The organism is Dysgonomonas sp. ZJ709 (assembly GCF_011039195.1).
In the GTDB taxonomy this organism is placed as follows: Bacteria; Bacteroidota; Bacteroidia; order Bacteroidales; family Dysgonomonadaceae; genus Dysgonomonas.
In genome coordinates, this window is sequence record NZ_JAAKEM010000006.1 from 86,052 (window position 1) to 103,773 (window position 17,722).

Here is a 17,722-nt window from a genome sequence, read left to right on the forward strand (position 1 = left end):
TGTAAGATTGGTCATTCAATTCTATAACATTGTTTGGTATAAATAGTTCTGTTACTTTATTTTTATGATCAATCTGCGGGTATAGTTTTCTATTTGCAACGAAAACTTTTGTACTTTTGTTGTCAATTAATTATAATGGAATGCATAAATCAGGATTTGTAAATATAGTAGGTAACCCTAATGTCGGTAAGTCGACATTAATGAATATATTGGTCGGAGAGAAGATTTCTATCATTACTTCCAAGGCTCAGACTACACGACACCGTATATTGGGTATCGTTAATACTGACGAATATCAGATTGTATATTCTGACACTCCGGGAGTACTTCGTCCTAATTATAAGTTACAGGAGTCGATGCTCAATTTCTCAGAATCGGCTTTAAGTGATGCGGATGTATTGCTTTATATGACAGATGTGATAGAAAAGACTGATAAAAATGAAGCTTTTCTTCAAAAAGTTCAGCGTACTGATGTACCTGTTTTACTGTTAATAAACAAAATAGATAAGAGTAACCAACAGGAATTGGAAACTTTGGTTGCCGCATGGAAAGAATTGTTGCCCAAAGCTGAGATATACCCTATATCTGCAATAAGTAAGTTTAATGTAGATGTAGTGAAGAATAGAATATTACAGTTAATACCCGAGTCTCCTCCTTATTTCGAAAAAGATGCTTTAACCGATCGTCCGGCTCGCTTTTTTGTGACTGAGATTATCCGCGAAAAGATACTTTTGTATTATCAAAAAGAGGTTCCTTATGCTGTCGAGGTTGTAGTAGAAGAATTTAAAGACGAACGCGAAATTATAAATATTCGAGCACTGATCATTGTGGAACGTGATACCCAAAAAGGTATTATTATTGGTCACAAGGGTGCAGCCTTGAAGAAAGTTGGTACTATGGCTCGTAAAGATATGGAGCGATTCTTCGATAAGAAAATATTCTTGGAAATGTATGTCAAAGTAGAGAAGGATTGGCGAAGCCGCGATAATATACTCCGATCTTTTGGTTATCGTATGGACTAAATATATTATATAAAATAAAAAACGCATGGGTGTTAAAGCCGATGCGTTTTTTTATTTTGTTTCAAAGTATTACAATTAACTATATTACTTTGAAAATCATAAGAAGTTAAATGGTTTTACATACCGATTTGACTCTTGATAAAATCACGGGCTTCATCTTTTGTTTTAAAATACATAATCCCTTTAATTTTAGCAGGAAGTCTATCCAAATTAAGTTCTAATTTGCTAGAGGTACATTCCATTGAGAAATTCTCATACGTTGTGGTGGTATCTTCTACATTAATCTGGCTAATATTGAATGAGCTGATAGATAATCTTTCAGGATCTACCTTGTAGACGATGCTTCCACTCTTTTTTAAAGTGTCATCTGTTTTCATAATAAATAACTTTAATTAGGGTTGGACATCTTACCTCTTTTAAGATAAGGAATAAAACTCAAAAAAGTTTTACCTAAACGTTAAATTAACTAATTATTAACATGTATTTAACTTAATTGTGGGCAGATATGTTTGTTTTCAACCGCCTTGCAGGAATATTTATTTTTTGAGTCGTTATTTAATTTTATTGAAAAGTATGTAGTTTATAGTGAATCTCCGTATTATAAGATTGTTGCACAGTTCCATGAAAAGTGTGCAATAGTATGTGTTTTTTTTATTGTATAAATTTCGTTGTCTTATAATTTAGTAGTACTTTTGTCAAAACTAAATAATAACATTTTATTTTTAATAAATCATGGATATTTCACACATCGAGCATTTAGGTATTGCCGTAAAAAGTATCGAAGAACAACTACCTTATTACGAAGGAGTGTTAGGTTTGAAATGCTATAGCATTGAGGTTGTTGAAGACCAAAAAGTAAAAACCGCATTCTTCAAAGTAGGACAAACTAAAATTGAATTATTAGAGCCAACAAGCCCTGAAAGTACAATCGCCAAATTTATCGAAAAAAGAGGTGAAGGTATACATCACATCGCATGGTGCGTTCAGGATGGAGTTGCTAACGCTCTTGCTGAAGTGGAAGCAAAAGGTGTTCAGTTAATTGATAAAGCACCACGTCGCGGAGCAGAAGGTTTGGATATAGCTTTCCTTCATCCAAAATCGACAGGTAGCGTGTTGACCGAGCTTTGTGAAACACCAAAGAAATAAGAAATTAATAAATGGCTTTACACATAGACTATCTGTTGTAAAGTCATTTTCTATTAGAATAAAATCATATTGAATTATAAAATATAAAAACATGAGCCAACTTGAAAAAGTAAAAGAGCTAATTGAACTTCGAGCAAAAGCTCGTCTTGGCGGTGGTGAGAAAAGAATAGAAGCTCAACACGCAAAAGGTAAATACACAGCACGCGAACGCGTAGCGATTCTACTCGACGAAGGAAGCTTCGAAGAGTTTGATATGTTTGTAGAGCACCGTTGTACAAACTTTGGAATGGAGAAAACTAAGTTCCTAGGTGATGGTGTTGTAACCGGTTGTGGAACTATCGAAGGTCGTCTGGTTTACGTCTTTGCTCAGGATTTCACTGTAATTGCAGGATCTTTATCTGAAACTCTAGCTATGAAAATCTGTAAAGTGATGGATATGGCTATGAAAGTAGGTGCTCCTGTTATTGGCATTAACGATTCGGGTGGCGCACGTATTCAAGAAGGTATTAATGCTCTTGCTGGTTATGCTGAAATTTTCCAACGTAACATTTTAGCTTCGGGTGTTATCCCTCAGATTTCCGGTATCTTCGGTCCATGTGCCGGTGGTGCTGTTTATTCTCCGGCTCTTACCGACTTTACTTTAATGACAGAGGGCATGTCTTACATGTTTCTTACAGGACCTAAAGTAGTGAAAACCGTAACAGGTGAAGATGTAACTCAAGAGGAATTAGGTGGTGCAAGTGTACATACAACTAAATCGGGTGTTGCTCATTTTTCTGTTGGCAACGAAGATGATGGTTTAGCACTAATCCGTCAACTATTTGGATTCCTTCCTTCTAATAATATGGAAGAAGCTCCAAGACGCGAATGCAAAGATCCTATCGCAAGAATGGATGATTTGTTGAACGAAATTATCCCTGAAAATCCGAACAAACCATACGATATGTATGAAGTGATCGGTGCTGTTGTTGACAATGGCGAATTTTTGGAAGTTCATTCGGCATATGCTAAAAATATCATTGTAGGTTTCGCTCGCTTCAACGGACAATCTGTTGGTATCGTAGCTAACCAACCTAAATATATGGCTGGTGTACTGGATATTAATGCTTCACGTAAAGCTGCTCGTTTTGTACGCTTCTGTGATGCGTTCAATATTCCAATAGTAACATTGGTTGACGTTCCCGGATTCCTTCCAGGTACAGGTCAGGAGTACGGTGGTGTTATTACTCATGGTGCAAAATTACTTTATGCTTACGGTGAGGCTACAGTGCCTAAGGTTACTGTAACACTTCGTAAATCGTACGGTGGTTCTCATATCGTAATGAGTTGTAAACAACTTCGCGGAGATATCAACTATGCATGGCCAACTGCCGAAATCGCAGTTATGGGTGCTGACGGTGCTGTTGAAGTACTATATGCTAAGGAAATCAAAGCAGAGACTGATCCTGTTAAACAAGCAGAAGTTGCTGCGGCTAAGAAAGACGAATACAACAAACTGTTCTGTAATCCTTACAACGCTGCTCGCTATGGTTATATCGATGATATTATTGAACCACGTAACACACGTTTCCGTGTAATCCGTGCATTAGAACAATTGAGAACTAAAAAGCAAACTAATCCTGCTAAAAAGCATGATAACTTGCCTCTATAATCTCTAAAAGAATATAATTATGAGTGAAAATAATATACCGGCAGACGTATTAGCAGCTATTGCGATGGCAATATATGAAATGCAAGATCAGGTACATGATGTAGAAAGCAATGTGCTTACGTTCAAAAGACCTGCACAGGATTTCTTGCCATGGAGCGCTAAAGAAAATGGTATGTTGGTAATGCCAAGTAGAAAATAAAACTTGAATAATTAGTTGTATGAAAACATTTAAATATAAAATCAACGGTAAAGAATACGCAGTTGCCGTTAATAAAATGGAAGATACTCTAGCCGAAGTGGAAGTAAACGGTACTTCTTACAAAGTAGAGTTAGAGAAAAAAGAAGAAGAGGTGGCTGCACCTAGAATTCAGCGACCAGTTGTTGCTTCTTCTCCAGCAGCAGGCAAGCCTGCAGGTACGGGTGCTGGTGCGATTAAGTCTCCACTTCCGGGAATCGTTATTGATATAATGGTAAATGTAGGTGACCAAGTTAAAAAAGGTCAGACAGTTGCTATGCTTGAAGCCATGAAAATGGAAAATGCGATCAACTCGCCTTTGGATGGAAAAGTAGCTTCAATCTCAGTAAGTACAGGTGATTCTGTACTCGAAGGAGTCGTTATTCTTACTATCGAATAATAAAAAATCCGATCAATATAGAGGCTGTATGAATCATTTCATACAGCCTTTTTTGTTTTAAATTAATATAAAAAATAAAGACTGGTTTTAGCCTTTAGCTTTCTATACTTACCTTTGTGGAATTGGAGAAAAACAATTTCACACATCAAATGTTAATCTATAGGATGTATTCCTGTAAATTTCAATATATATGAAGAATATTAAAACAAACCTCTCATTACTCTCTGTCTGTATTTTTATTTTCTTATTCAGTGCTTGTAAAAAGACAACAGTAGAACCTCCTGTTGTAGAAGTAGAACCGGCTACAGTAGATAATATTGAAATTTATGGCGATTATGTCGGGCTTATCCGTGCTTCGCGCAATGTAGAGATCCGTGCACGTGTGGAAGGCTTTTTAGAAAAAATGACTTTCAATGAAGGTAAAAAAGTAGAGGTGAACGAGCCTCTGTTTTATATTAATAACGCACCTTATAAAGCCCGTGTAGAAAAGGCAAAGGCTCAACTAAAAAAGGATGAAGCTCAACAAGCAAAAGCACAGCGCGATGCAGAGCGTTTACGACCTCTCTATCAACAAAACGCAGCCAGTCAGTTGGATTTAGATAATGCAGAAGCAGCATTGGATATGACGAAAGCAAATGTGGCGATGAGTAGAGCCGATCTGGAGCAAGCCGAATTAGAACTTAGTTATACTGTTGTGAGATCGCCCTTGTCGGGTTATATAAGCGAACGATATGTCGACATAGGAACTTTGGTAGGTAATAATGCTAAATCATTATTAGCTACAGTTGTTAAGCGAGATACCGTATTAGTCGATTTCAAATTGACGTCTCTCGATTATCTGAGGAGCCAGCGCAGAAATGTGCATTTAGGTGAATTAGATACAACACGCTCATGGCAACCGACAGTAACTGTTACATTAGCCGACAATTCGGTATACGGAGCAAAAGGTATTGTCGATTTTGCGTCTCCATTGGTAGATCCCAAAACGGGAACTTTTGGGGTACGTGCTGAGTTACCTAATCCAAACCAAGTGCTACTCCCCGGACAGTTTACACGAGTAAAATTACTTCTCGATGTATTGGAGAATGTAGTGGTTGTTCCGCGAAAAGCTATTATCATAGAAAAGGGTGGTGCATTTATATTTGTTATACGCCCCGATAGTATTGCTGAAAAAAGATATATAGAAACAGGTCCTGAACAGAATAATAAAATTGTTGTTACTCGCGGGCTATCTGCTAATGAAAACATTGTAGTAGAAGGATATCAGAAATTGACACATGGGCAATTGGTTATACCGCGTACTCGTAACGAAGAAGAGGCAATAGAAGCTACGGTCAGAGAGCAACAAGCTAAGAAGGAGGGAAAAGAATGAAACCTGGATTTTTTATCGACCGCCCCATTTTATCTACAGTCCTGTCATTACTGATAGTTATTACGGGTATTATAGGTTTGGCTCTTCTTCCTATTGAACAATATCCCCAAATAACGCCTCCTATGGTTAAGATCAGTGCATCTTATCCCGGAGCAAGTGCAACCACTGTTTCGCAGGCAGTAGCAACACCCATCGAGCAAGAATTGAACGGTACTCCCGGCATGATATATATGGAATCCAGTAGTTCCAATTCGGGAGGATTATCTATAACTGTTACTTTCGATGTCAGCACAAATGTAGACCTAGCTGCTGTGGAAGTACAGAATAGAGTAAAACTAGCGGAGTCCCGTTTGCCGGCCGAAGTTTTGCAGAACGGTATTTCTGTAGAGAAACAAGCAGCCAGCCAATTATTGACAATAGCCTTAGTATCTGAGGATCCTAAGTTTGATGAAATATACTTAAGCAACTACGCAACTATTAATATTCTCGATGTAATCAGACGTATACCCGGTGTTGGTCGTGTATCGAATGTCGGTAGTCGCTATTATGGTATGCAGATATGGGTATATCCCGATCGTTTAGCCAGTTTTGGGTTGACAGTAAAAGATTTACAGGATGCGCTCAAAGATCAGAATCGTGAATCGGCAGCAGGAGAGTTAGGTAAGCAACCTATTATTAATGTTGATGTTGCAATGCCGATCACTGCGCAAGGTCGATTGTCGACAGTCAGCGAATTTGAAGACATTGTAGTAAGAGCTGGTAGCGACGGATCATTTATTCGTATGCGCGATGTTGCCCGTGTGTCGCTGGAGGCTTCATCATACAGTACCGAAAGTGGATTGAACGGGAAATATGCAACAATGCTGAGTATTTATATGCTTCCCGGAGCTAATGCAATGGAGGTTGCTAATGAGGTGAAAATGGCGATGACGCAGATTCAGAAGGATTTTCCCGAAGGTCTCGATTATTTGATCCCTTTCGATATGACAGAATATATTTCGGAGTCAATTCACGAAGTGTATAAAACATTATTTGAAGCGCTGTTTCTTGTAATTGTTGTTGTGTTCTTATCATTACAGAACTGGAGAGCGTCATTAATCCCTATTGTAGCAGTACCAATTTCGTTAATAGGAACTTTTGGGTTTATGCTTTTGATGGGATTCTCTTTAAACATGCTGACTCTTTTAGGCTTGGTTCTCGCCATAGGTATAGTTGTCGATGATGCTATTGTCGTTGTAGAGAATGTTGAGCGCATAATGGAGGAGAAGGGGCTTAATGCTCGTGAGGCAACTCATCAGGCAATGAAAGAGTTGGCAGGAGCACTTATTGCTACCTCATTGGTATTAGCTGCGGTATTTGTGCCGGTAAGCTTTCTGGATGGAATTACCGGTTCGCTATACAGACAGTTCTCTGTAACAATTGTAGTATCTGTTTTGATATCGGCAGTAGTAGCTTTAACGCTCAGTCCGGCTATGTGTGCCCTCATATTGCGACCATCGCAAAAGAAGAAGAACTTTGTTTTCCGCAAGATAAATATATGGCTGAATCAAGGAAATAAAAAATACGCAAGTATCTTGCTAAAGGTTATCAATAATCCTCGCCGCATTATGGCAGGTTTTGGGATGATAATGGTTTTTATATTCGTACTCAATAAAATAGTTCCTACGAGTTTTATACCGCAGGAAGATCAGGGATATTTTACTGTTGAATTGGAAATGTCCGAAGGTGCGACGTTAGAACGCACAAGAATTGTTACGGATAGAGCCGTGGCATATCTTGACCATCACGAAGCAGTAGACCATGTGCAGAATGTGACAGGATCTAGTCCTCGTGTGGGAACAAATCAAGGTCGTGCCACGTTGACAGTTATCCTTAAATCGTGGAAGGAACGAAGTGTAGGAGTCGATGATGTTATACGCGATGCTCAAAAAGAATTTTATAATTATCCCGAGATTAGAGCCTTTGTGAGCAGACCGGCAGCTATACCCGGATTGGGTTCGGCCGGTGGGGTGGAAATGAAATTACAGGCTCGTTCCGATGCAACATGGGACGATCTGGTGGCAGCAACTGATACATTTATGCATTATGCAGAACAATCTAAAGAACTAGCCAATATCTCATCTTCGTTGCAATCTGAGATACCTCAGTTGTATTTTGATGTAGATAGGGATCAGGCTAAATTATTAGGTGTTCCTATATCTGATATTTTTTCTACAATGAAGGCTTATCTGGGTTCGGTTTATGTGAACGATTTTAATATGTTTAACCGTATATATAAAGTATATATTCAGGCTGATCAATCGTACAGAGCAACTCCCGATGATATAAATCTTTTCTTTGTAAAAGCAGCGAATGGATCTATGATACCTCTTACCGCATTAGGTACAACAAGTTATACAACAGGTCCGGGTAATATCAGCCGCTTCAATATGTATACATCGGCTTCGATGCAGGTTACCCCAGCGAAAGGATATAGTTCGGGACAGGCTATGAATGTAATACAGGATATAGCTGACGAGCATTTGCCCGAAAATATTGGCGTAGCATGGAGTGGACTATCCTTTCAGGAGCAAAAAGCCAGTGGACAGACCGGTATAGTAATGGCGCTGGTATTCTTATTCGTCTTCTTGTTTTTAGCTGCCTTGTATGAAAGCTGGACAGTACCGATAGCTGTTTTGTTATCTTTACCTGTGGCAGCATTAGGCGCATTTCTTGGTATTTGGGCGGTAGGATTAGATAATGATATATATTTTCAGATAGGATTAGTAACACTGATTGGTCTTGCAACGAAAAATGCGATATTGATAGTCGAATTTGCGAAGATTCAGGTCGATAAAGGGATGCAACCAATCTATGCAGCAATGCAAGCAGCTAAATTACGGTTTCGTCCTATCTTAATGACTTCGTTAGCTTTTGTATTGGGTATGTTGCCGATGGTGTTAGCTTCAGGACCAGGATCGGCCAGTCGCCACTCGATAGGTACAGGAGTGTTCTTCGGTATGATTGTTGCGATTACATTTGGTATTATACTGGTGCCTTTCTTCTTCGTGATGGTTTATAAGGCTAAAAATAAATTTAAGATACCTGAATTGAAGTTTCCTAGATTTATGAAAAGAAATAAACAGAACAAGTATGAGTAAAATCAAATATATAATAGCCACTTTAATTTGTATTACCGCTATTTTCTCGTGTAAAATAGGGCAAAAATATGAACCTGTCGAAATGGTTGATATGCCTGACACTTTTGATACGAGAGGAATGGGAGAGGGTAGTACAGCCGATATTGGTTGGAGTACGCTTTATTCAGATACTATTTTGTTGGAATTAATATCTAAAACTCTCGAACATAACCAAGATGTTCTTATTGCTACTGCGAGAATTAACGAAATGGCGGCGAATAATCGCATTAGTTTTGCTAACCTGTTTCCACACCTGGGTGGTGAAGTTGCGGGACAAAAAGAATATTTAAATTATGGAGGAGATAGTAGAAAATATTCACCCGAATTGCGAGCCAATTTAAATGTGTCGTGGGAAGTTGATATATGGGGGAAACTCCGTTGGGCGAATGATGCTGCTATTGCTGCTTATATGCAATCGGTGGATGCCCGACAAGCATTGCAACTGACATTAATATCTCAAGTTGCACAAAGTTATTTTGAATTAAAGGCCTTGGATCGTGAGCTTGAAATCGTTAAACAAACGGTAGAGGCTCGTCGCGAAGGTGTTCGTTTTGCAAAGCTTCGTTACGAGGGTGGACTTACATCGGAGATACCTTATCGTCAGAGTTTAGTGGAGTTGGCACGTACCGAAACACTTATTCCTCGCTTGGAGAATGAATTGAAATTAAAGGAGAATGATTTGTTCGTTTTAGCAGGCGAATTCCCTTCCGGTACTATAAAGAGGGGAGAGGGATTCGATCCTAAGAAGTTACCTTTGGGTTTACCTATCGATCTGCCATCATCTTTATTGAAGCGCCGTCCCGATATGTTACAGGCAGAGCAGAAATTAATTCAGGCTAATGCAAATGTCGGTATTGCTTACACAGACATGTTTCCTTCATTGAATCTTATAGGTCGCTTAGGTGGAGAGAATACCGAATTGGCAAACTTCTTGAGTAGTCCGACATGGTTTATATCTGGTGTATTGACCGGGCCGATATTTAATATGGGTAAGAATAAAGCTAAACATAATGCAGCTAAAGCTGCTTATGAACAAGAGGTGTATAGCTACGAAAAAGCTGTTTTGGGGGTATTTAAAGAAGTAAATAATGCCATAATAACTTTTCAGAAAATGCGTGAAGTACGCCAGACAAACGAAGCTCTTTATACATCAGCAAGATCTTACCATGAGCTGGCTAAATTGCAATATATAAATGGTTTGGTTAGTTATCTGGATGTGCTCGATGCAGAGCGTCAATTATTTGACGCTGAGATAGCTCTTAATAAAGCAAACTTGGATGACCTTACGTCGCTTGTTACTTTATATAAAGCACTGGGTGGTGGAATTATTAAGTAATATATAAAAAACAGAATAGCCTTGAATTACATCAGGGCTATTCTGTTTCTATAGGATAAGATAAAAATTAGCGTAACTTGTTTATAATAGTAAAGACCTCTTTGCACATATCTGTGATCTTAGACCATTCTTTAGCAGCTATAACTTCTTTCGGAAACAGGTTAGACCCCATGCCAACGCACGCAACTCCAGCTTCGAACCATTTTGTCAGATTTTCTTCAGTAGGCTCTACGCCACCTGTTACCATTAGGTTAGACCATGGCATAGGAGCTTTTACATTTTTCACGAAAGATGGTCCGCCAACATTGCCTGCGGGAAATACTTTGATAATCTCAGCACCTAATTCTTGAGCATAACCTATTTCACTCACAGAACCACATCCTGGTACATATGTCACCTGACGGCGATTGCATACTTTAAAAATATCAGGGTTGAGCAGGGGTCCTACAACGAAGTTTGCTCCCAATTGTAAGAATATAGATGCAGTGCCGGCATCTATAATGGAGCCAATGCCTAGTATCATATCAGGACATTCTTTTGCTGCCCATTTATTTAGTTCTCCAAATATTTCATGAGCATAGTCACCTCTGTTAGTAAATTCAAAAGCTCTGACTCCTCCCAGATAACAGGCTTTTAGAACCTGCTTGCTGACTTCTAAATCCGAATGATAAAATACAGGAACCATGCCTGTTTGTTGTATGGTCTGACATACTTGTATTCGTGCGAATCGTGCCATTATATTGTTATTTTTTCGTTTTTATCTGGATACCCTTCCTGAACCGTCACCTTTCATAAGATTCTCTACTTCGGCAACAGCAACAAGATTGAAATCGCCATAGATTGTATGTTTCAGACAGGAAGCTGCCACTGCAAATTCCAATGCTTTCTGATCGTCACTTGGATAGGTAATCAATCCATATATGAGTCCGCCCATAAAAGAATCTCCACCGCCAACACGATCTACAATATGAGTAATATCATAACGTTTCGATTCATATAATTTGTCAGAATACAAGCAACCGCCCCATGTATTGTGATTGGCATTAATAGAACCTCTCAGTGTGATTATCACTTTCTTTGCTCGTGGAAAACTTTTCTGTAACTGGGTACATACCGATTCAAATTCAGCAGCGTTCACTTCTCCTCCTGTATGTGCTACATCGAAACCTTCGGGCTTGATTCCAAATACTTTTTCGGCATCTTCTTCATTTCCTAAAATTACATCGCATCCTTCCACAAGAGCAGGCATAACTTCATCAGCTGTTTTCCCATATTTCCAAAGATTCTTGCGATAGTTCAGATCAGTCGAAACAGTAATGCCCATTTCATTGGCTACTTTAATTGCTTCGAGGCAAGCATCTGCTGCTCCTTGCGAAAGGGCAGGGGTAATTCCCGTCCAGTGAAACCATTGTGCATCTTTAAATACTTCTTTCCAGTCTATCATGCCCGGTTTTATATCGGCAATAGAAGAATTTGCTCTGTCGTACACAACCTTCGATGCACGGGCTACTGCTCCGGTTTCTAAGAAATAGATGCCTACACGATCACCACCTCTGAGTATATTGTTAACACCTACACTATATTTTCTCAAATCAGAAATGCACCATTCGGCTATATCATTTTGAGGCAGGCGTGTTATAAATTCAGTTGGAATACCATAATTAGCCAGTGATACGGCTACATTGGCTTCTCCTCCGCCAAAGGTAGCATTCAGATTATTGGATTGTATAAACCGCTGATATCCGGGTGTCGCCAGACGCAGCATAATTTCTCCAAAAGTAACTACTTTTTTCATTATCTTTTTTCTATGTATTAATCTCTTTTATAGAGCATTTCTCATGAATCTGATCCAGTTACCACTTGCAATATTTTCTATATCGGTATCGCTGTAACCTCTGTTTTTCAAAATTACAGGAATTTTTTGAATATCAGCTATTGTTTCAAGATCATAAGGGCATTGTTCTGTCCCGAAAGCACCGTCTAAGTCGCTGCCGATAGCAGCATGCTTGGTGTTACCTGCCAATTGACATACGTGATCAATATTGTTAGCCATGATCTCTAAACTACAATTCATACCTTTAGGTGTGGAAACACCTCTTACCCAATTCGGAACCATCATCCATGCATCTAGTGCTATACCGATAACAGCATCACGTTCAATCAAAGCCTTAATCATATCGTCGCTGAATTGGCGATTATGATCTACGAACTTCCGACAGTTATTGTGACTTGCCCACATGTTTCCTTTATATAATTTCATCGCATCCCAAAATGCATCGTCGCATAGATGTGTAACATCAAGAATCATATTCAAACGATCCATTTCGCTAAGTAATTCTATACCCATCTTATTGAGATGTCCTGTCGAATCTGTGCCGTTAGCATGTCTTCCCGGTCCGTAATGTGCAGGACCTACAGCTCTAAGACCATAGTTATATGCTCTTTCAAGATGTTTTACTGTTACGAAAGAATCAGCCCCTTCGAGGCTTAAAACGTAACCGATTGGTTTATTGTCGTTTGGTTCGCCGTTATTCCATAGTGCCAGAAGAGCATCTAATTCAGCTGTGTTTGTTATCATAGCCATTTGCCCTTCTTCTTCCATAGCTTTATACCATGCTAGCTGACCTTGGGTTTGTGCCCAAGCCTGTTCGGGGGAAGCCCATCCGGGAAGAGGATTATCAGGTGCAACATAACGACCTATTTGTGTAGCAACTACCAGTCCGATGTTTCCTTTTCGTAATTCGGGAAGGGTAGTGGTGGCTTTTGCTCTATCGGGTTTGTCGGTCATACCGATCTCCCTTCTGTTAATTTCTTGAACTGATACGCGCAGATCTCTGTTCCATTCCAAAGCATTCATGCTTAAGTCAAGATGTGCATCTACAATAAATGGTTTAGACATATTTTAAAGGTTTTAATATTTTATATAGCGGTTTCTGGCAACTACATTCCATTGTGTAGTCATTTTATGATCTTCGATAATAAATGCTTTTTCGTATAGAGCTACGGTCGGACAGATGTGTACAGGTACACCATATAATACATCGCCTGTTTTGAACAAACTGCTATCTGCTACTTCTAATACCAGATGCTCTTCGCTTTGTCCGATTGGCTTAGCATCAGGAGCATTAAGGAAATGTACGCGCGGTAACGGATTTTCTGCTGCTACCGATTTATGCCCTAGATCTATGCATATATGATGCTTATCTATTACAGAGATTACACGGCTAATGACAAGTGCAGCATATTGATAAGGAAGATCGGCAAGCATATTTTTATATCCCCAATCCCAGAATACAAATGTTCCGGGGCTGCATTCTACATTATGACGATTGGCATGCATAGGGAATGTAGGTGTTCCTCCCATGACCAGAGCCAATGGGTATGAAAACAATGGCTCTGTTTCTTGAAATATATTATTTGCCAAAGCAAATGATATATCGCTCGCTTTTTGCCGTTGTTCCACATTCTCATTATGGATATGCCCGTCGTAGGCATGGATACCTACAATCCGTATGTTTTCAAGGGGTATAATTTGTTTTACTAAATGCAGTGCTTTTTCGGGAGAAATTCCTGTCCTATCCATGCCCACATTCAGATCGATAAATACGTTTAGAACAATATTTTCCCTCTTGCAAAGCTCCGAAATAAATGTTGCATTCTCCATGTTATCAACAAGACATGAAAATCTGGTATTGGGGTATGCTTTTATCAGATTTAATAATCGTGAGACTTTAGGACCCACAGGTTGATAAGCCAACAATACATCGGGAGCATTTACGATACCAAGCATTTCAGCTTCTGCAATAGTTGCACACTTAAATTTCTTGATTCCCGATTGTAGCATCATAGTACATACTTCCGCCATTTTGTTTGTTTTAACATGAGGGCGAAGCTTGTCAATATCTCCAGCTATTTGTTTTGTTAGCTCAATATTATGAGCCACATTTTCGGGATATACGACTAAAGCGGGCGAGTCTATTTGATCGACATTATCAATTTTATACCATTCGTGCATAAATAGTCTTGTTTAATTGGATCGGAATATTTTAATATAGTTCGAATAATGCTTCTATTTCCACAGGGATATTATCAGGTAAAGAACCGAACCCGACGGCGCTTCTCGTTCCGACGCCATTATCGGGTCCCCAAACTGCTGCAAATAATTCGCTGCAACCATTAATTATATAGGGGTGACGTTCAAATTCGGATGTGCAGTTTACCATTCCCAGAACTTTGATTACTCGTTTTACTTTGTTCAGACTGCCCAGATTTGTTTTGATAGTGGATAACATTGTAAGTCCGACTTGTTGTGCAGCAAGTTTACCTTCTTCCTGGGTAATATCTCTACCTATGCGCCCTATGATAAGTGATTTATCGTTCTGAACAGGACCGTGTCCCGATAAGTACAGATATTTGCCATCTATCAGATAGGGTTTGTAAACACCTACGGGAGCAGGTGCAGGAGGTAATGTTAATCCTAATTTTTCAAATTGTTCGTCAGCGTTATACATATTCATATTGTTTAAATTGTGATTTAATTATATTAATATCCTGTGTAAAATAGCAGCCTAGATAACCAGACTTAATAATAAAACTCCAATGAGTCCTATTATTGAGACCAGCGCTTCCATTACAGACCACGATCGGAGTGTATCTTTCATAGTCAGTCCGAAGTATTCTTTGAACATCCAGAATCCGGCATCGTTGACATGTGAAAACATGAGACTACCTGCCCCAAGAGATAGTACCATCAGATTCGGATTCACACCCGTTTGTATCATCAAGGGCATTATGACGCTTGCTGCAGTGAGTGCAGCTACTGTAGCCGAACCGACACATCCTCTGATGATGGCAGCTATTAGCCAACCGAGAATAAGTGGGTGTATACTTAGCTTCTGTAAGCCGAATGCAAGTTCTTCGCTAACACCACTGTCTTCCATTACTTGCTTGAATATTCCCGAGCCGGCAATAATAAGTAATATCATTGCGATGTCTTTTACTGCATCGCCGTAGATACCCATTACATTTTTTATACTTCTGCCCTGTTTTATTCCTAATGTATAGGTCGCAAATACAAGGGCTATAAGCATTACAATAGAAGGGGCTCCGACAAATGAGAGTACACTCGATGCATTTTCGCCCATATCGGGTAAGCAATAAGGTATTACGGTAACTAAGATAAGTAAAAAAACAGGAAGCATTGCTGTTGTGAAGCTCAAAAAGCTTTGGGGTACACAATATTGATTACTGTCTTCTTTTTGCTCGAATAATTTGACCGGTCCTGTTTTTATATTTTTGAGCGTACTACAAAATACAGGCCCTGCAAGAATAATGGCAGGTATTGCAACAGCCAATCCATATATGAGAGTCATACCCAAATCGGCATTAAATTGTGCAACTAATGCAACAGGAGAAGGATGAGGAGGAAGAAAGCCGTGAGTTACCGATAAGGCTGCCAACATTGGTAAGCCTATATATACGGCAGGCAATTTATATTTATATACAACCGAAAAAATCAAGGGAACAAGCAATACGAAGCCAATACCATAGAATAGAGGTATACCGACTATAAATCCTGTGATCATCAATCCCCATTGAATATGCTTAGTGCCAAATATATTGACCATCACAGATGCTATCTTTTGGGCAGCACCGCTTTCGGCAACAAGTTTTCCGAGCATTGCTCCCAATACGATAATCAGCGTGAGACTGCCCATTATGCTTCCTATCCCATTGTTAATAGAGGTTGGTAGCTTTTCTAATGGTATACCAAGCGATATTCCCGCCACAATGGAGACTATCAAAAATGATAGAAAAGCATCTACTTTGAAATAGGAGATAAGCACTATAAGTAGTGCCAAACAGAGAATGATAATAATAAAGGTCATTTTTTATTTGGTATTAAAACGTGTGATTCCAGGTATTTCGTTTCTCTAAAATCAAAATTATTAAAATATTTTAATAATCAATTCTTTAAAGTGTTAAAAAATAGGAGTCGGACTGATTTAAATGACCTTTCATCTATCAGAAAGATGAATATTTAGACAATAGTAGTCTATATATTTATTTGGTAATACATGTTTTAATTGTTTTGCTTGAACCTTTCAAATTCGTCGATAGAACGATTTACACAATCTTCTAAAGAAAGGCCGTAGAAGTAATTACCTAAAATATAAATATTGCTATTTTGTTTTTCTCTGATTTGATCGTCGAGATGCAGATGGCTTTTATTTAGGGAAGGTAGTGCATGAGATGTCTTCTTTGACTCTATAATATCATCTTTTGAGATACCTAATAAATTACAGATAACATCTGTTTGCTGATTTTCATTCATCTCATTTTTCTCAAAATGGAATGTGAAGCTGCGTAAGTCAGGATGCTCTAATAAATCGCGGGAAACAACAGATAAGAATTGACCATCCTGCGGAATTATACCCGCCACTTTGTCAATTGTTGTTTTATCCTTTTTTATAGTAATGTTTATTGATTCCGAATGAAACAAGGGAATTGAATTTAACAGGTCTCGGAGAGATTCTTGCATATTGTTCAATATCTTTGCAGAAGATTTAGGCTCAACAGCTAAAGCTATATTCTTAGCATAGTAAACTTTACCTTGTATGGTTTCCACTTTAATCTTGGAGTCTTGCATATCTGCTCTTGTTACTTCAACAGACTTTTTGATATTGAGCTGATCTTTTTCAACAATCAGGTCGAGGAACGAAAGAAGTCCTTTCTTAAAGGTGAATTTTCGGGGTATATCCTTTCTTCGTTCTTTTCTTTTTTTGAGAAACAATTCAGCGGGATAGTTATCTGCATTTTGACAAATAACAGCTTTGAACAGTTTTGAGAATAGCTTGTCATAATTAGACTTGCCGACAATCGGTCGGAAATATTCTTTTACTGTTTTATTCTCTTTCGATGCAAAAAAGACTTTTGGTCCATTGAGGAAGAGTTGAAAGAAAGACATCGGAGAGCATATACCTTTTATTTTTCCGGAAGTATACACCTTATAGCCATATTTTCCTAACTCTTGAATCTCTGGTTTGCTGTCTATTTCATCTAGTATGGACAACAAATTTGTATATGAGTTATAGCATGTGTGCGCCCCGAGTTCTCTCCAATAATTATCGGATGAGTATGTTTGTATCTGTCCCCCTATCTTATCTTCTTTCTCAAGTATTAATACAGATTTGCCAATACGATGGAGATAGTGAGCGAAAGATATACCACTGATTCCTGCGCCTATAACGATGCAGTCGTAAATTGGATTTGAATCTGTTGCTTTTTCTTCCATCTTCTTCTATTGGTTATTGTATCAGCAACAAAGATACAACGAATCTTTACTAAAAAAGCACTCGCATTAATTAGATTTTATCACTAG

Annotated in this window: 16 protein-coding genes; 8 read left to right on the top strand and 8 right to left on the bottom strand. The window is 38.7% G+C overall.

Annotated elements, in window-relative coordinates:
* The first annotated feature begins 140 nt into the window (after positions 1-140).
* Complete coding sequence (gene era / locus G7Y56_RS06430; RefSeq protein ID WP_165021416.1) at positions 141-1,022, top strand: GTPase Era; 882 nt, start codon at positions 141-143, stop codon at positions 1,020-1,022.
* Positions 1,023-1,138: 116 nt separating this feature from the next.
* On the opposite strand, the gene G7Y56_RS06435 is transcribed toward era, so the two are convergent.
* Entirely contained in the window at positions 1,139-1,399 is a 261-nt protein-coding gene (locus G7Y56_RS06435) for a hypothetical protein (RefSeq protein WP_165021417.1), read from the bottom strand.
* Positions 1,400-1,754: 355 nt separating this feature from the next.
* On the opposite strand from G7Y56_RS06435, the gene mce reads away from it, so the two are divergent.
* From mce to G7Y56_RS06470, 7 genes are all read left to right on the top strand, one after another.
* Positions 1,755-2,168 carry a methylmalonyl-CoA epimerase gene (gene mce / locus G7Y56_RS06440; protein WP_165021418.1) on the top strand — a complete coding sequence of 138 codons (414 nt, stop codon included), beginning with the start codon at positions 1,755-1,757 and terminating at the stop codon, positions 2,166-2,168.
* Between the two features lie 91 nt (positions 2,169-2,259).
* Entirely contained in the window at positions 2,260-3,819 is a 1,560-nt protein-coding gene (locus G7Y56_RS06445; protein WP_165021419.1) for an acyl-CoA carboxylase subunit beta, read from the top strand.
* Positions 3,820-3,838: 19 nt separating this feature from the next.
* Positions 3,839-4,018: a hypothetical protein gene (locus G7Y56_RS06450; RefSeq protein ID WP_165021420.1), complete on the top strand. Its 180-nt coding sequence runs from the start codon at positions 3,839-3,841 to the stop codon at positions 4,016-4,018.
* A gap of 19 nt (positions 4,019-4,037) precedes the next feature.
* Positions 4,038-4,454: a biotin/lipoyl-containing protein gene (locus G7Y56_RS06455; protein WP_165021421.1), complete on the top strand. Its 417-nt coding sequence runs from the start codon at positions 4,038-4,040 to the stop codon at positions 4,452-4,454.
* A gap of 190 nt (positions 4,455-4,644) precedes the next feature.
* Complete coding sequence (locus G7Y56_RS06460) at positions 4,645-5,826, top strand: efflux RND transporter periplasmic adaptor subunit (protein ID WP_165042035.1); 1,182 nt, start codon at positions 4,645-4,647, stop codon at positions 5,824-5,826.
* Positions 5,823-8,966: an efflux RND transporter permease subunit gene (locus tag G7Y56_RS06465; protein WP_165042037.1), complete on the top strand. Its 3,144-nt coding sequence runs from the start codon at positions 5,823-5,825 to the stop codon at positions 8,964-8,966. The genes G7Y56_RS06460 and G7Y56_RS06465 overlap by 4 nt, the downstream gene beginning before the upstream one ends.
* Positions 8,959-10,341: an efflux transporter outer membrane subunit gene (locus tag G7Y56_RS06470; RefSeq protein ID WP_165042039.1), complete on the top strand. Its 1,383-nt coding sequence runs from the start codon at positions 8,959-8,961 to the stop codon at positions 10,339-10,341. The genes G7Y56_RS06465 and G7Y56_RS06470 overlap by 8 nt, the downstream gene beginning before the upstream one ends.
* Before the next feature lie 67 nt (positions 10,342-10,408).
* Here G7Y56_RS06470 and G7Y56_RS06475 read toward each other — a convergent pair whose 3' ends face one another.
* The 7 genes from G7Y56_RS06475 to G7Y56_RS06505 all read right to left on the bottom strand — a co-directional run bounded on the left by G7Y56_RS06475 (position 10,409) and on the right by G7Y56_RS06505 (position 17,635).
* Entirely contained in the window at positions 10,409-11,077 is a 669-nt protein-coding gene (locus G7Y56_RS06475) for a bifunctional 4-hydroxy-2-oxoglutarate aldolase/2-dehydro-3-deoxy-phosphogluconate aldolase (RefSeq protein WP_165042041.1), read from the bottom strand.
* 21 nt (positions 11,078-11,098) lie between these two features.
* Positions 11,099-12,136, bottom strand: a complete 1,038-nt coding sequence (locus tag G7Y56_RS06480; protein ID WP_165042043.1) for a sugar kinase — start codon at positions 12,134-12,136, stop codon at positions 11,099-11,101.
* Positions 12,137-12,163: 27 nt separating this feature from the next.
* On the bottom strand, positions 12,164-13,240 hold the full coding sequence (locus G7Y56_RS06485; RefSeq protein WP_165042045.1) for a dipeptidase: 1,077 nt from the start codon (positions 13,238-13,240) through the stop codon (positions 12,164-12,166).
* 12 nt (positions 13,241-13,252) lie between these two features.
* Entirely contained in the window at positions 13,253-14,356 is a 1,104-nt protein-coding gene (locus G7Y56_RS06490) for a D-TA family PLP-dependent enzyme (protein WP_165042047.1), read from the bottom strand.
* Between the two features lie 31 nt (positions 14,357-14,387).
* Entirely contained in the window at positions 14,388-14,858 is a 471-nt protein-coding gene (locus tag G7Y56_RS06495; protein ID WP_165042049.1) for a RidA family protein, read from the bottom strand.
* A gap of 51 nt (positions 14,859-14,909) precedes the next feature.
* Entirely contained in the window at positions 14,910-16,229 is a 1,320-nt protein-coding gene (locus G7Y56_RS06500; protein WP_165042052.1) for a gluconate:H+ symporter, read from the bottom strand.
* 194 nt (positions 16,230-16,423) lie between these two features.
* On the bottom strand, positions 16,424-17,635 hold the full coding sequence (locus G7Y56_RS06505) for an NAD(P)/FAD-dependent oxidoreductase (RefSeq protein WP_165042054.1): 1,212 nt from the start codon (positions 17,633-17,635) through the stop codon (positions 16,424-16,426).
* Positions 17,636-17,722 lie beyond the last annotated feature (87 nt).

Excerpts from the sequence above, each read along its gene's own strand:
- G7Y56_RS06450 (WP_165021420.1), top strand. The coding sequence starts at position 3,839 with ATGAGTGAAAATAATATACCGGCAGACGTATTAGCAGCTATTGCGATG.
- G7Y56_RS06480 (WP_165042043.1), bottom strand. The coding sequence starts at position 12,136 with ATGAAAAAAGTAGTTACTTTTGGAGAAATTATGCTGCGTCTGGCGACA.
- G7Y56_RS06500 (WP_165042052.1), bottom strand. The coding sequence starts at position 16,229 with ATGACCTTTATTATTATCATTCTCTGTTTGGCACTACTTATAGTGCTT.
- G7Y56_RS06445 (WP_165021419.1), top strand. The coding sequence starts at position 2,260 with ATGAGCCAACTTGAAAAAGTAAAAGAGCTAATTGAACTTCGAGCAAAA.
- G7Y56_RS06490 (WP_165042047.1), bottom strand. The coding sequence starts at position 14,356 with ATGCACGAATGGTATAAAATTGATAATGTCGATCAAATAGACTCGCCC.
- G7Y56_RS06470 (WP_165042039.1), top strand. The coding sequence starts at position 8,959 with ATGAGTAAAATCAAATATATAATAGCCACTTTAATTTGTATTACCGCT.
- G7Y56_RS06475 (WP_165042041.1), bottom strand. The coding sequence starts at position 11,077 with ATGGCACGATTCGCACGAATACAAGTATGTCAGACCATACAACAAACA.
- G7Y56_RS06455 (WP_165021421.1), top strand. The coding sequence starts at position 4,038 with ATGAAAACATTTAAATATAAAATCAACGGTAAAGAATACGCAGTTGCC.
- mce (WP_165021418.1), top strand. The coding sequence starts at position 1,755 with ATGGATATTTCACACATCGAGCATTTAGGTATTGCCGTAAAAAGTATC.
- G7Y56_RS06495 (WP_165042049.1), bottom strand. The coding sequence starts at position 14,858 with ATGAATATGTATAACGCTGACGAACAATTTGAAAAATTAGGATTAACA.
- G7Y56_RS06505 (WP_165042054.1), bottom strand. The coding sequence starts at position 17,635 with ATGGAAGAAAAAGCAACAGATTCAAATCCAATTTACGACTGCATCGTT.
- G7Y56_RS06435 (WP_165021417.1), bottom strand. The coding sequence starts at position 1,399 with ATGAAAACAGATGACACTTTAAAAAAGAGTGGAAGCATCGTCTACAAG.
- era (WP_165021416.1), top strand. The coding sequence starts at position 141 with ATGCATAAATCAGGATTTGTAAATATAGTAGGTAACCCTAATGTCGGT.
- G7Y56_RS06465 (WP_165042037.1), top strand. The coding sequence starts at position 5,823 with ATGAAACCTGGATTTTTTATCGACCGCCCCATTTTATCTACAGTCCTG.
- G7Y56_RS06485 (WP_165042045.1), bottom strand. The coding sequence starts at position 13,240 with ATGTCTAAACCATTTATTGTAGATGCACATCTTGACTTAAGCATGAAT.
- G7Y56_RS06460 (WP_165042035.1), top strand. The coding sequence starts at position 4,645 with ATGAAGAATATTAAAACAAACCTCTCATTACTCTCTGTCTGTATTTTT.